General features: G+C 58.8%; 12 protein-coding genes. 5 read left to right on the plus strand and 7 right to left on the minus strand.

Annotated elements, in window-relative coordinates; translation table 11 throughout:
* Positions 1–73 precede the first annotated feature (73 nt).
* A complete protein-coding gene (locus tag JFU47_RS08080) occupies positions 74–1,183 on the plus strand; it encodes a 2-aminoethylphosphonate--pyruvate transaminase (RefSeq protein WP_201182402.1) in 1,110 nt (369 codons plus the stop codon).
* Positions 1,184–1,381: 198 nt separating this feature from the next.
* The gene (gene phnX, locus JFU47_RS08085; protein WP_201182404.1) at positions 1,382–2,209 is read left to right on the plus strand and encodes a phosphonoacetaldehyde hydrolase; all 828 of its coding nucleotides are present in this window, start codon (positions 1,382–1,384) and stop codon (positions 2,207–2,209) included.
* 137 nt (positions 2,210–2,346) lie between these two features.
* Here phnX and JFU47_RS08090 read toward each other — a convergent pair whose 3' ends face one another.
* Positions 2,347–2,985 carry a hypothetical protein gene (locus JFU47_RS08090; protein WP_201182406.1) on the minus strand — a complete coding sequence of 213 codons (639 nt, stop codon included), beginning with the start codon at positions 2,983–2,985 and terminating at the stop codon, positions 2,347–2,349.
* 379 nt (positions 2,986–3,364) lie between these two features.
* On the opposite strand from JFU47_RS08090, the gene JFU47_RS08095 reads away from it, so the two are divergent.
* On the plus strand, positions 3,365–3,913 hold the full coding sequence (locus JFU47_RS08095; protein WP_201182408.1) for a cytochrome b: 549 nt from the start codon (positions 3,365–3,367) through the stop codon (positions 3,911–3,913).
* Positions 3,914–3,923: 10 nt separating this feature from the next.
* Here the strand turns inward: JFU47_RS08095 and JFU47_RS08100 are convergent, their stop codons facing one another.
* Together JFU47_RS08100 and JFU47_RS08105 are read right to left on the minus strand one after the other, a co-directional pair.
* Positions 3,924–4,841 (minus strand): 1-aminocyclopropane-1-carboxylate deaminase/D-cysteine desulfhydrase, encoded by a 918-nt coding sequence (locus JFU47_RS08100; protein WP_201182410.1) that lies wholly within the window; start codon positions 4,839–4,841, stop codon positions 3,924–3,926.
* 153 nt (positions 4,842–4,994) lie between these two features.
* Positions 4,995–7,034: an NADPH-dependent 2,4-dienoyl-CoA reductase gene (locus tag JFU47_RS08105; protein ID WP_201182412.1), complete on the minus strand. Its 2,040-nt coding sequence runs from the start codon at positions 7,032–7,034 to the stop codon at positions 4,995–4,997.
* A 209-nt stretch (positions 7,035–7,243) separates the two neighbouring features.
* Between JFU47_RS08105 and JFU47_RS08110 the strand changes: the two genes are divergently transcribed.
* Together JFU47_RS08110 and JFU47_RS08115 are read left to right on the plus strand one after the other, a co-directional pair.
* A complete protein-coding gene (locus JFU47_RS08110; protein ID WP_140680183.1) occupies positions 7,244–8,374 on the plus strand; it encodes a nitrilase-related carbon-nitrogen hydrolase in 1,131 nt (376 codons plus the stop codon).
* A 3-nt stretch (positions 8,375–8,377) separates the two neighbouring features.
* Positions 8,378–9,418, plus strand: coding sequence for an AraC family transcriptional regulator (locus tag JFU47_RS08115; protein ID WP_140680184.1), 1,041 nt, complete (start codon positions 8,378–8,380; stop codon positions 9,416–9,418).
* A gap of 3 nt (positions 9,419–9,421) precedes the next feature.
* Here the strand turns inward: JFU47_RS08115 and JFU47_RS08120 are convergent, their stop codons facing one another.
* From JFU47_RS08120 to JFU47_RS08135, 4 genes are all read right to left on the minus strand, one after another.
* A complete protein-coding gene (locus tag JFU47_RS08120) occupies positions 9,422–9,568 on the minus strand; it encodes a hypothetical protein (protein WP_240050527.1) in 147 nt (48 codons plus the stop codon).
* A 200-nt stretch (positions 9,569–9,768) separates the two neighbouring features.
* Positions 9,769–10,587: a DUF2242 domain-containing protein gene (locus JFU47_RS08125; protein WP_201182414.1), complete on the minus strand. Its 819-nt coding sequence runs from the start codon at positions 10,585–10,587 to the stop codon at positions 9,769–9,771.
* 227 nt (positions 10,588–10,814) lie between these two features.
* Positions 10,815–12,686 (minus strand): SurA N-terminal domain-containing protein, encoded by a 1,872-nt coding sequence (locus JFU47_RS08130; protein WP_201182416.1) that lies wholly within the window; start codon positions 12,684–12,686, stop codon positions 10,815–10,817.
* Positions 12,687–12,919: 233 nt separating this feature from the next.
* The gene (locus JFU47_RS08135; RefSeq protein ID WP_002552737.1) at positions 12,920–13,192 is read right to left on the minus strand and encodes an HU family DNA-binding protein; all 273 of its coding nucleotides are present in this window, start codon (positions 13,190–13,192) and stop codon (positions 12,920–12,922) included.
* Between the last annotated feature and the right edge of the window lie 17 nt (positions 13,193–13,209).

Here is a 13,209-nt window from a genome sequence, read left to right on the forward strand (position 1 = left end):
AATTTGATTGATAGCACGGCAAATTGCAATTTAAGCCCCGTAGCTTCATCCCATCGATTGCGAGGACACGAGAATGAGTACTGCCGAACCCATCCTGCTCACCCCCGGCCCACTGACCACATCGGCCCGCACCCGTCAGGCGATGATGGTCGACTGGGGTTCATGGGATGACCGCTTCAATCAACTGACCGCCAGCCTGTGCGAACAATTGCTGGCGATCATCAACGGCGGCGACAGCCACCACTGCGTGCCCCTGCAAGGCAGCGGCACGTTCGCGGTCGAAGCAGCGATCGGCACGCTGGTGCCTCGCGACGGCAAAGTCCTGGTGCTGATCAACGGCGCCTACGGCAAACGCCTGGCGAAAATCTGCGAAGTGCTCGGCCGCTGTTTCAGCACTTTTGAAACCGCCGAAGACGAGCCGACCACCGCCGCCGACGTCGACCGCCTGCTGCGCGCCGATGCCAACATCACCCACGTCGCGCTGATTCACTGCGAAACCAGCACCGGGATCCTCAACCCACTGCCGGAAATCGCCCACGTCATCGCGCAACACGGCAAACGCCTGATCATTGACGCCATGAGTTCTTTTGGCGCGTTGCCGATCGACGCGCAACAGGTGCCGTTCGACGCGCTGATCGCCGCTTCGGGCAAATGCCTGGAAGGCGTGCCGGGAATGGGCTTAGTCTTCGCTCGCAAAGAAGCGCTGGCCAATGCCGCCGGCAACTCGCACTCGCTGGCGATGGACCTTTTTGATCAGCACACCTACATGGCCAAGACCGGCCAATGGCGCTTCACCCCGCCGACCCACGTGGTCGCCGCGCTGCACGAAGCCCTGCTGCAATACAACGAAGAAGGTGGTTTGCCCGCCCGGCATCAGCGCTATGCCAACAACTGCCAGGTGCTGCTCGATGACATGGCCAAACTGGGGCTGCGCAGCTTTCTGCCCGCCGCGATTCAGGCGCCGATCATCGTCACCTTTCATGCACCGAAAGACCCGCGTTACCAGTTCAAGGAATTCTACGAACGCGTCAAGGCCAAGGGTTTCATCCTCTACCCCGGCAAATTGACCCAGGTCGAAACTTTCCGCGTCGGCTGTATCGGCCACGTCAACCAGGCCGAAATGCACGCGGCCGTGGCGGCGATCGCCGACGTACTGCGCGAGATGGAAGTCCTCGAAATCTGATTCACGACGACTTGTAGCAGCTGTCGAGCCCCAGCGAGGCTGCGTTCGGCTGCGAAGCAGTCGTAAAAGCCATCCACCTCGGTGTTTTTAGATGAACCGAGTCGCCAGAGTTAACGACTGCTGCGCAGCCGAACGCAGCCTCGCTGGGGCTCGACAGCTGCTACACGGCTCTTCATTCCCCAATACAGGATTTGAGACATGAACTACGCAAACCCAACCAAACTCCAAGCCGCCATCCTCGACTGGGCCGGCACCGTGGTCGACTTCGGCTCCTTCGCCCCGACGCAGATTTTTGTCGAAGCTTTCGCCGAGTTCGACGTCCAGGTTTCCATCGAAGAAGCCCGCGGCCCGATGGGCATGGGCAAGTGGGACCACATCCGCACCCTGTGCGATCAGCCGCAAGTGGCCGAACGTTATCGCCAGGTGTTCGGCCGCACGCCGACCGATGATGACGTCACCGCTATCTACAAACGCTTCATGCCCCTGCAAATCGAGAAAATCGCCGAGCATTCGGCGCTGATTCCGGGCGCGCTGGACACCATCGCCAATCTGCGCCAGCAAGGAATCAAAATCGGTTCCTGCTCCGGCTATCCAAAACAGGTCATGGACAAGGTTGTCGAGCTGGCCGCCACCAACGGTTACGTTGCCGACCACGTGGTCGCCACCGACGAAGTGCCCAACGGCCGTCCATGGCCGGCCCAGGCGCTGGCCAACGTGATCGCCCTCGGGATCGATGATGTCGCAGCCTGCGTGAAGATCGACGACACCGTGCCGGGCATTCTTGAAGGTCGTCGCGCCGGCATGTGGACCGTGGCGTTGATCTGCTCGGGCAACGCGCTGGGCCTGGACTACGAAGGTTATCGTGCCTTGGGCAGCGACCAACTGGCCAGCGAACGCAAGCGCATCCACGGGATATTCGAAGGCTCGCGGCCGCACTACATGATCGACACCATCACCGATTTGCCGGAAGTGATCGCCGATATCAATAAGCGCCTGGCCAAGGGCGAGATGCCGCAGACTGCATAAAATCGAGGCTATAAAAAACGCCGTAACCCTGGAAGGGTACGGCGTTTTTTTATAATCGCACTGTTATTAACAACGATCTAATTTGCGACTAAACATCCGATACAAAACTATCAGAGCACCTTGCAACTGTCCGAACTTCACTCCTCATTTATTTGATTACCGTCGGCATCAAATATTGAGCCGTCCGCATACTTTACACTGCCATCGGGGTACTGTTCGGTGCCATCCTTCCAGACCAGGCGACCATCCGGATACTCAATCGTTTCATCCGGCCATACGATGCGACCGTCCGGGTACTCTACCCTTCCGTCCGCGTGCTGGATAATGCCGTCCGGGCGTTTCACCGAGTTTTTATCGGCGCTGATCAGACTGCCATCGGGCAAGGAAGTCGTCCCGTCACCGTTTCGAATGCTGCCCAGGGTGTTCAGCAGGTTAATGAGGGCAATCGGATCAATGTTGATGTTGAGGGTTGGCCACTGCAGCGGCGGCCTGACAGGCCCCACGGGTTTGGTAGGCGGGATTGGCGGCTTCACGGGGGGCAAGACAGGTTTGACCGGTGGTTTAACGGGAACGGTCGGTTTTACGGGTGGCTTGACAGGCACTGTCGGTTTGACCGGTGGCTTGACGGGCACTGTCGGTTTTACCGGTGGCTTGACAGGAGGCTTGGTCACGGGTGGTTTGGTCGTTGGTTTGGGTTTGGGGATCGGCGCTTTAGCCATCATCTTTTTTACAACACCGGCATAGATCTTGTTATTACTTGTCATTTTAACACTCATAAAAACTCCTTTAGCTGCTCGACAAACACTATGATTTTCGAGCCTTATTAGTTTGTCTCCCTGACAAACTTTACAACCCAACAATAAACAAATTTTTTACCAGCGCAACGTCCGCCTAAATACAAAACATAAACAACAAGCCGTTACACCCCCCATTAAACACCCCCTCATTACCGCTAATTCATCTACAACTTACTTACAACCATTGCATGGGTGAATCCAGGTTCACCCAGCAAACACTGATGCAATGTCCGCACATCACTGACGACATCTGATAAAAAAAACTGACTCAGTCAAGCAGAAAGAAAGTAAGCGGATTACAGTTAAAGCACACCGTCGGACAAGAACGGTGCTCGACCTGACCTGTGAGGAACACCGTATGCCCTGGAAGAATTCCGATTCACGCTACAGCACCGTATCGATCGCGCTGCATTGGTTGATGCTGGTCCTGCTGGCGCTGGTTTATGCCTGTATCGAATTTCGCGGGGTCTTTCCAAAAGGCAGTGGCGGCCGGACGCTGATCACCGAATCGCACTTCATGCTGGGTTTGTTGGTGTTTGTTCTGGTTTGGCTGCGGCTGTTCGCTCGCAGCTTGGGCCCGGCACCGAAAATCTTCCCGGCTTCGCCTCACTGGCAGATCGTGGTGGCCAAATTGATGCACTGGGCGCTGTACATTTTCATGATCGCCATGCCGATTCTGGGGTGGCTGGTCACCAGCGCCAAGGGTCACCAAGTGATGTTCTTCGGCTTCGACTTGCCGTTGCTGATCGCGGAGGACAAGGCGTTGGCCAAGCAGATTCAGGGTTGGCACGAACTCGGCGGCACCATTGGTTACTGGCTGATCGGCCTGCACGCCGTGGCGGGGATTTATCACCACTATGTGGTGGGTGATGACACCTTGCTGCGGATGATGCCCAAGCGCGGGTGAATCCCGCCGCTCAGTGGAAACCCCGGCGGCCCTGCAAACCACCGGTATGGACGAAGATCAAGCGCGTGCCCTTTTCGAATTTTCCCGCTTCTACTTGCTGCTGGAGTGCCAACAGTGCTTTGCCGGTGTACAGCGGTTCGAGGGGAACGCCGCTGGCCTGTTCGGCCTGATCGATGAATTCAAGTAACAGCGGATCGACTTTGGCAAAGCCACCACGGCTGGCGTCGAACCATTCATAAGCGCGATCCTGTAAACCCGCCTCTTGCACAATTGATTCGACTTGCTGCGCCACACCATGATCGTCGGGCACGGCCAGTGCGCCATACACCGGGTGTTCACCCGCCTCGGCCAGCACCAGGCCAGCCAGGGTGGTACCCGTTCCGCAGGCCAGCCACCAGCCGTCGTAGCCGTTCCAGCCCAGACCGTTCAGCTGCTCACAGACCATTGTCCTCAGCGGCATGCAGCCCTTTGCTCCCTGCAAACCGCCGCCACCTTCCGGCACCGGATGCAGATCGGGATTCTGCGCCTGCCATGGCAACCAGAAACCCGGCTCGTGCCGCGCTCGATAACCGCCATAACCGAGCCAATGCAGCTGCATACCGAACGCCAGCAAGTCTTTCACCGTCGGCGTTTCTTGTGGATGTCCACGCAGCAGGCCAACGGTGCGAAAACCAAAACGTTTACCCGCCGCCGCCAGTGCATGCAGATGATTGGAGTGGGCACCGCCGAGACTGATGATGCCTTTGGCACCGATCTGGTCAGCGGCTTTCAGGTGCTCGATGAGTTTGAACCACTTGTTGCCACTGATCAGTGGGTCGATTTGGTCGAGGCGCAGGATCGCGACTTCGATGCTTGATCGGGTGAGCCAATCAAGATGAAGGGGTTCGAGGGGGGCTTGGGGTAGCCATTCGTTGGGCGGGAGAAGCATCGATACCGGCTCTGGGTGAAGAGCCGGCATTCTAGTCGCTCTGTGGACGCCTTCGCGAGCAGGCTCGCTCCCACAGTAGATCTTCAGTGCGACATGGATCGAGTGTGGGAGCGAGCCTGCTCGCGAAAGCCATTGGCACGCTGAGCCTGCTTATTACAACTCAGCAGCCAACCGGGACCCTTGGTTGATCGCGCGCTTGGCATCCAGCTCCGCCGCCACATCCGCGCCGCCAATCAAATGCACGTTCTGCCCAGCCGCCACCAGACCCTCCTCCAATTCACGCAGCGGATCCTGTCCGGCGCAGATCACGATGTTGTCCACCGGCAGCACTTGCGGCTCGCCAGTTTCGCCGATGCGGATGTGCAAACCCTCGTCGTCGATCTTCAGGTACTCGACGCTGTTGAGCATCTGTACCTGCTTGTTTTTCAGACCGGTGCGGTGAATCCAGCCCGTGGTTTTACCCAGACCATCGCCGACCTTGGATTTCTTGCGCTGCAGCAGGAACACTTCACGCGCCGGTGCGTGAGGTTCAGCCTTGATGCCCGCGACACCGCCGCGCGCTTGCAGATGCGTATCGATGCCCCACTCCTTCCAGAACGCCTCGCGATTCTGGCTGGTGGCCACGCCTTGGTGAACCAGGAACTCCGAGACATCGAATCCGATACCACCGGCACCAATCACCGCGACGCGCTTGCCCACCGGTTTGCGCTCAAGGATCACGTCCAGGTAGCTCAGCACCTTGGCGTTCTCGATACCCGGAATCGCTGGAGTTCTTGGGGCGATGCCGGTAGCGAGAATGATCTCGTCGTAACCGCCTTCGACCAGCTGTGCGACGTCGACGCGAGTGTTCAGGCACACCTCAACATGGGTGGTCTGCAGTTTGCGGTTGAAATAACGCAAGGTTTCGAAGAACTCTTCCTTGCCCGGCACGCGTTTGGCGATGTTGAACTGGCCGCCAATTTCGCTGGCCGAATCAAACAGTGTCACCTGATGGCCACGTTCGGCTGCCACAGTGGCAGCCGACAGGCCGGCAGGACCGGCACCGACGACGGCGATTTTCTTGATCTGTTGCACCGGCAGGTAATTGAGTTCGGTTTCGTGACAGGCGCGCGGGTTCACCAGGCAACTGGTCAACTTGCCGCCGAAGGTGTGATCGAGGCACGCCTGGTTGCAGCCGATACAGGTGTTGATTTCATCGCCACGACCCGCCGCGGCCTTGTTGACGAAATCCGGATCGGCGAGGAACGGCCGCGCCATGGAGACCATGTCGGCATCGCCTTCGGCCAGAATCTGCTCGGCCACTTCCGGGGTGTTGATACGGTTGGTGGTGATCAGCGGAATGCTCACCGAACCACGCAGTTTGGCCGTCACCTTGCTGAACGCGCCGCGCGGCACTTTGGTGGCGATGGTCGGAATCCGCGCTTCGTGCCAGCCGATGCCAGTGTTGATAATGGTCGCACCGGCCTGCTCGATGGCCTTGGCCAACTGGACGATTTCTTCCCAGCTGCTGCCGCCTTCCACCAGATCGAGCATCGACAGGCGGAAGATAATAATGAAATTCGGGCCTACCGCTTCACGCACCCGGCGGACGATTTCCACCGGCAGGCGCATGCGGTTTTCATAGCTGCCGCCCCAGCGGTCAGTACGGTGGTTGGTATGGGCGGCGAGGAACTGGTTAATGAAATAACCTTCGGAGCCCATGATCTCGACGCCGTCGTACTCGGCCTGTTGCGCAAGGGTCGAACAGGTGACGAAATCACTGATCTGCTTCTCGATGCCTTCCTCGTCCAGCTCTTTAGGCTTGAACGGGTTGATCGGTGCCTGAATGGCACTCGGCGCGACCTGCTTCGGGCTGTAGGCATAACGCCCGGCGTGAAGGATCTGCATGCAGATCTTGCCGCCCGCCTCGTGCACCGCGCGAGTGACGATCCGATGCTTGAGCGCTTCTTCCTCGGTGGTCAGTTTGGCTGCGCCGGAGTACACCCCGCCCTCGTCGTTCGGGCCAATACCGCCAGTGACCATCAGGCCAACGCCGCCGCGGGCACGTTCGGCGAAGTACGCCGCCATGCGCTCGAAACCGCCGGGCTTTTCCTCAAGACCGGTGTGCATCGACCCCATCAGGGTACGGTTGCGCAGCGTGGTAAAACCCAGGTCCAGCGGGGCCAACAGGTGCGGGTAATGAGCGGCGGCCATCGGTAACTCCACATCGAGCGATCACGGAAAAAATGCAGGAGCTCTTCGGCCCCCGTCAGTCATGTTGGACAGACTAAGAGTCGCGCCGCCGTCACTCAATGACCGTAACTGACAACTTATTGATCCAAATGTGCAGCGCCCCTTGGCAAGGGCCGGCATGCGCCCTACCCTAGTCGCGAATCCTGCACACGGCCGTTGACTGTCTCCCCATGCGCAAACTTCTGTACCTGACCTTCTCCATGGCATTGATTGCCGCCCTTACGACCTACGCCATGTGGGCCGCGGACCGCCCGGTGGGTCATTACCTGTCGGACCTGCGTATCAACCTCGCGGTCGACCAAGGCACACCCGCTGATCGCGGCAATTTGCTGGGCATCCAGCCCGAGCTGTTTCCCACCGACTATCAAAGCCCCGAGCGCCTGCACCGCAAGCTGGCGGCTTACTTGCAGCAGGCCCAGGACCAGGGCCTGCTGAATGAAAAAACCATCGTCGTCCTGCCCGAACATGTCGGCACCTGGTTGATGGTCAGCGGCGAGAAAGATGAGCTGTATCAGGCCACCACGCTCAAGGAGGCCATGAACTGGCTGGCGGTGAGCAATCCCTTGAAGTTCGTCCGCGCACTGATCAACGCCAAGGGCGACAAACGTCTGGACGACGCGCACCTGCGCATGAAGGCCAAAGGCATGGCCAAGGACTACCAGGCGCTGTTTGGTGGTCTGGCGAAAGAATTCCACGTGACGTTGGTGGCGGGCTCCATCGTGCTACCCGAGCCCAGCATCATCGACGGCACCCTGAAAATCGGCCGCGGCGCGTTGTACAACAGCAGCGTGGTGTTCGGTCGCGATGGCTTTCCGATCGGCCAACCCCAGCGCCAGATGCACCCGATTTTCGATGAACATGACGTCATCGCCGCCAATGGCGAGCATACGCTCAACGTCGTCGACACCCCGGCCGGACGCCTGGGCGTGCTGATCGGCAGCGACAGCTGGTACCCGGACAATTACCGCAAGCTCGACGACCAGGGTGCGAAGTTCGTCGCGGTCCCGGCGTTTGTGGTCGGGCGCGGCACCTGGGACCAACCGTGGCGCGGTTACAAGGGGCTGTCGACGCCTGGCTCGGTCAGTCTCAAGGCCGGGGAGCTCAGCGAGGGCCAGGCCTGGCATCGTCTGACACTCACCGCTCAACCGCCCAGCAGCCAGGCAATCGCCGGCATGAGCGTGTTCCTGCGTGGTCAGTTCTGGGATAAGGGTAGCGCCGGTCAAAGTTTTCTCAGCAGCAACGGGCAGCAGTTCGCCGACGGCAATGCCCGTGGCGCGCGTTTGCTGAACCTCTGGTTGTAACCGATGAAACCGTTGCCGATGCGCCTCGGCGATCTGTCGGTGGGCTTTGTTCACAGCCTGGCCGACGCCGTGCGCAGCCACGGTGCAGACCCTCAGCCGCTGCTCGAACAATACGGCCTCGACCCGGCTCGCCTCAGCGAAGCGGGCGCCCGGCTCTCGATCCCGCGTTACATGCGCCTGGGCCACAGCGCCATTCAACTGACCGACAACCCGGCACTTGGCTTGCGCATGGGTCAGCTCAGTCGCCTGAGCCAGGTCGGCCTGGCCGGGGTCACGGCCGCTCAGGCGCCAACGGTACGCGAAGCCGCGCGGTGCCTGATTCGCTTCGAAGCCTTGTATGGCTCCAACTATCGCGGTCAATCGAGCTTTCACGAAGACGCCCAAGGTGCTTGGCTGCGGTTTTATTCCATCAGCCCTTACAACGCCTACAACCGCTTCGTGGTGGATTCGATCATCGCGGGCTGGCTGCAGCAATTGTCCAGCGTCAGCCCTGCCCCGTTGCGGGCCGAACGCATAGAGATCGAGTTCGAAGAGCCGGATTACCGCACGGCTTATGAAGTGTTGGGCGACAGCCCGATCCAGTTTGGCTGCGAGCACAATCAACTGCGCTTGAGCCTTGCCAGCCTCGCCCAGCGCAACCCGGAACACTGCCCGAGCACCTGGCGACACCTGCTGCAACTGTGTGAGCGGGAACTGGAGCAACTGACACGCACCCGCAGCCTGCGTGAACGCATCACTCAGTTACTGGGGCCATTGCTCAATGGTGGCCGGGAACCCGACCTGGAAGAAGTGGCGGCACGCCTGAAGCTGCCGACCTGGACCTTGCGCCGCAAACTCGCCGAGGAAGGCACGCAATTTCGCGCGATCCTCAATGACACACGTCGCGACCTGGCCATGACCTACATCCGCGATACCGAACTGGCGTTCGGAGAAATCGCCTACCTGCTGGGCTTTGCCTCAGCCGAAGCCTTTCAACGGGCCTTCAAACGCTGGAACGGCCAGACTCCCGGCGAGTTTCGCCGCAGTCATCGCCAATCCGCTTGACGCTTACAGCTCGGTAGCGTCTTCGGCCGGTTCCAGCGGGTCCAGTTCAAACGCCTGATACTCGAGCAGCTCTTCTTGATATTCGTCCATTTTGAATCCCCCACAGCTCGTTGAAAAAACGCCTGAATAAATGACCAGCGCCCCGAGCATAAAGTGCCCACGTGAAAGAAAAATGACGCAGGCACGCCGCTCAGCAGCTACTTGATAAAACGTAGCAGGCAGTCAGGAATTTATCACAGGATTTTTTCGATACAGGCCGCAGGACTACGGCCTGGGTTGACGTGGATCAATCTTTAAAGACGCTGCGGAATCGGTGTCATCTGACCCGATCCCGTAGTGCAGGAACCCGATTACTCGCCTGAAACAGGAATGGCCGAAATAGGCTCGGTGGGTGGAGGCAGGCTTGATTGGGGCGGTGGAGTAACGGTTTCCGTGGTCGGTGCCGGTTCGGCATTCTCGGCCGGAGCAATCGGAGCGGCTTCAGGCGGCGGTGCAACAGGTTCAGAGGCTGCTGGAGCAGCTTCGGCAGGTGCCGGCGCAGGTTCTGCCGCAGGCGGTGCCAACGGAGCCGGTGCGGCCTTGGCTTCAGGCACGCCGAGATCCGGTTTCGGCTTATCCTTGATGTGCGCGGCCTTTTTCGCTTCCGGCGGCAGGAACAACTCGACCAGGGTGAAGAAACGCTCGTAGAACTTGGGCGACGATACGGTTTCGCTGGCAACCTTGACCATCGAGTCGTCGGACGAGCCGATCGGCATCGACACCGAGCCCAACACGCCCACACCAACGCTGGCGGAGTTGTTGGTCTTCTTCAGCGCATAACGGTCCTGCAGGGCGTTGGCGAACATGGTCGCGTGGTGCCCCTCACTGCCGTCATCGGCACAGACCACACTGAAGCTGATCTCCATGTGGCTCTCGCCGGTCTGCTGGAAGCTTTTGTGTCCGCTGACCAGTTTCGGGTCGGAGCTGGTGATGATGTAGCCCTGGCTGAGCAACGCCCGACGGGCGGCTTCGCACGTCTGTGCATCCGTCACTGGGTAGCTGCGCGAAAACGTACCGGAGTCAGCGAAATTCTCATGCTCGTAGATAGGGGCTTTCTTCGACGAGCAGCCGGCCGCGGCGGCCAGCACCAACGCCAGCCCTGCAACACGCATGGGAAATGATTTAAACATTGAACATCCTGAGGAAAACGGTCCGGGGCGTATTGTGCAACAGATCGATGCTTAGCGGAGCATCGATTAGTGTCTTAAAACAGTTACAAGTGTACTGACTGTCATTTACAGGAAAAAGTCGCACGGTAAATACTCAGGCGACGGGTAACCCGCGCTGCTTTCGTTTCACCCATAAAAAAACCGGCCTTTCGGCCGGTTTTTTGTGTAGCGCAAAGCTTAGTCAGGCATCAGAAGCGCTTGATCTCAGCCTCGCTTTCCAGCTGTTTGCGGTAGGCCGCAAAGTCTTGCTGGCCAATGCGCGAAGCGAGGAAGCGACGGTATTGAGCCTTCTCTTCTTCGGTCGGCGCAGCCGCTTCGTTCACACCGTTCAGACGCACAATCACCAGGCTACCATCGGCCAGGGTCACGCTGCTGAAGGTCGGCTTGTCCTTGGCGGCGGGCTTCGGCATGCGGAACAGCGCCTGCAGCACGGTTGGGTCAACCCCTTCCTGGCCACGAGTAGCTGCCTGGGTCACTTTCCAGTTCTGGCCGTCGATCGCTTTGTCCAGCGGCGTTTTGCCATCGCGCAGGCTGACAATCAGCTCTTCAGCCTTGGTCTTGGCGGCGGCACTGGCGTGTTCCTTGGTCAATTGCGCACGAATACTTGCAGCAACGCTTTCCAGCGGCAGTTGCGCAGGCTTCAGGTGCTCTTTGGCGCGCAGCACGATCACGGTTTCCGGATCGAGCTCGATGGCGGTGCTGTTGGCACCCTCATCCAGCACTTCAGGGCTGAACGCAGCAGTGATCACGGCACGGTTGGCCGCAACACCTTCGCCACCTTCACGGCCGAACGGTTTGGACGTATGAACAGTGAGCTTCAGGTCCTGCGCCGGCTGAGCCAGATCGGAGGCTTCGAACGACGAGTCTTCCAGTTGCTTGGTCGCCTCGACGAAACGCTGCTCGACCTGCTGGGTTTTCAGTTCATGGGTCAGCTTGTCTTTCAGGCTGGCGAGCGTCGGCACTTCAGGCGCTTCGACACCCAACAGCTTGATCAGGTGGAAACCGAAGTCGGTGCGGACCGGCGCCGAGACCTGATCCTTGGCCAGCGCATACAGCGCTGTTTCGAAGGCTGGATCGTAGACGCCAGGACCGGCATAGCCGAGGTCACCGCCGTTGTTCGCCGAACCAGGATCCTGGGAGAACTCCTTGGCCAGAACTTCGAACTTCTCGCCTTTTGCCAGACGTGCCTGGATCTCTTCGATCTTGGCCTTGGCTTGCGCTTCGGTCGCCTTGTCGTTCACTTCGATCAGAATGTGCGCGGCCCGGCGTTGTTCAGACAGGTTCGCGGTTTCTTTCTGATACGCCGCTTGCAGGTCTTCGTCCTTGACGCTGACCTGATCAAAGAAGGAAGCCTTCTTCAACTCCAGGTAATCAATGACCACCTGATCCGGCGTCATGAATTCCTTGGCGTGTTCGTCGTAGTAGGCTTTGACTTCATCGTCGGTCAGCTTCACAGCCGCCGGGTCAACCTTGACGTTCAGGGAAGCGAAGTCGCGGGTCTGTTTTTCCAGACGGGCGAATGCCAGAACCTGTGCATCGGTGACGAAACCACTACCTGCCAGACCAGCGCGCAACTGACCGATCAGCATTTCCTGAGCCAGCATCTGGCGGAATTGCATGCGGCTGTAACCGAGTTGGCGAATAACCTGGTCGAAACGCTCAGAGCTGAACTTGCCATCAACCTGGAATTCAGGCGTTTGCAGGATCACCTGGTCCAAAGCAGCTTCGGAAAATGCGAACTTCGATTTTTCTGCGCCTTGCAGCAGCAGCTTACGATCGATCAGGCCTTTGAGAGCCGATTCACGCAGCATTTTTTCGTCGAGCAAGGAAGCATCGAAATCCTTGCCCAGCTGTTGCATGAGCTGACGGCGTTGCATATCGACCGCCTGGCTCAGCTCGTTCTGGCTGATTTCTTCGCCATTGACCTTGGCCGCATCATTTTTGTGCGTCGTGGCCTTGAAGATGGCGTCGAAACCGGTCAAAGCCATCAGTGCAACGATGACCCCGATAATGGTCTTGGCAATCCAGCCTTGTGAATTGTCCCTGATATTCTGCAGCATGCGTCCCCCAGAAACGGTTGAACTTCAAAATTAGGCAACCGTGGAGCGTGGGTAGAATCCGGATAGAAGAAAGGCGCATCCGAGGATGCGCCTTCTCGTAACTGGCGGAGCGGACCGATGACTCGAACTTGCGAGCCTCGGCGTCTCGAATCGGCGACTCGCCGACTGGACTACCGCTCCGCTGCCAGGTCAGGCATGACCCCGACCCGGATAGGCAAAAACCTGAATCGAACTTAGTTGACAGCTTCTTTCAGTGCTTTACCGGCTTTGAAACCTGGTTTTTTGGCTGCTGCGATTTCCAGCGTCTTACCGGTCTGTGGGTTACGACCAATGCGAGCTGGACGATCAGTTACGGAGAAAGTACCGAAACCAACCAGAACAACAGAGTCACCAGCCTTGAGAGCGCCAGTGACGGATTCGATTACAGCGTCCAGCGCACGGCCAGCAGCAGCTTTCGGGATATCAGCGGATGCAGCGATAGCATCAATCAGTTCCGACTTGTTCACTCTAAGTCCCCTTATAT

It is taken from the genome of Pseudomonas sp. TH39(2020), from assembly GCF_016650715.1.
Classification (GTDB): Bacteria; Pseudomonadota; Gammaproteobacteria; order Pseudomonadales; family Pseudomonadaceae; genus Aquipseudomonas; species Aquipseudomonas mandelii_C.

Coding starts and splice junctions, on each gene's coding strand:
- JFU47_RS08080 (WP_201182402.1), top strand. CDS start 74: ATGAGTACTGCCGAACCCATCCTGCTCACCCCCGGCCCACTGACCACA.
- phnX (WP_201182404.1), top strand. CDS start 1,382: ATGAACTACGCAAACCCAACCAAACTCCAAGCCGCCATCCTCGACTGG.
- JFU47_RS08090 (WP_201182406.1), bottom strand. CDS start 2,985: ATGAGTGTTAAAATGACAAGTAATAACAAGATCTATGCCGGTGTTGTA.
- JFU47_RS08095 (WP_201182408.1), top strand. CDS start 3,365: ATGCCCTGGAAGAATTCCGATTCACGCTACAGCACCGTATCGATCGCG.
- JFU47_RS08100 (WP_201182410.1), bottom strand. CDS start 4,841: ATGCTTCTCCCGCCCAACGAATGGCTACCCCAAGCCCCCCTCGAACCC.
- JFU47_RS08105 (WP_201182412.1), bottom strand. CDS start 7,034: ATGGCCGCCGCTCATTACCCGCACCTGTTGGCCCCGCTGGACCTGGGT.
- JFU47_RS08110 (WP_140680183.1), top strand. CDS start 7,244: ATGCGCAAACTTCTGTACCTGACCTTCTCCATGGCATTGATTGCCGCC.
- JFU47_RS08115 (WP_140680184.1), top strand. CDS start 8,378: ATGAAACCGTTGCCGATGCGCCTCGGCGATCTGTCGGTGGGCTTTGTT.
- JFU47_RS08120 (WP_240050527.1), bottom strand. CDS start 9,568: ATGCTCGGGGCGCTGGTCATTTATTCAGGCGTTTTTTCAACGAGCTGT.
- JFU47_RS08125 (WP_201182414.1), bottom strand. CDS start 10,587: ATGTTTAAATCATTTCCCATGCGTGTTGCAGGGCTGGCGTTGGTGCTG.
- JFU47_RS08130 (WP_201182416.1), bottom strand. CDS start 12,686: ATGCTGCAGAATATCAGGGACAATTCACAAGGCTGGATTGCCAAGACC.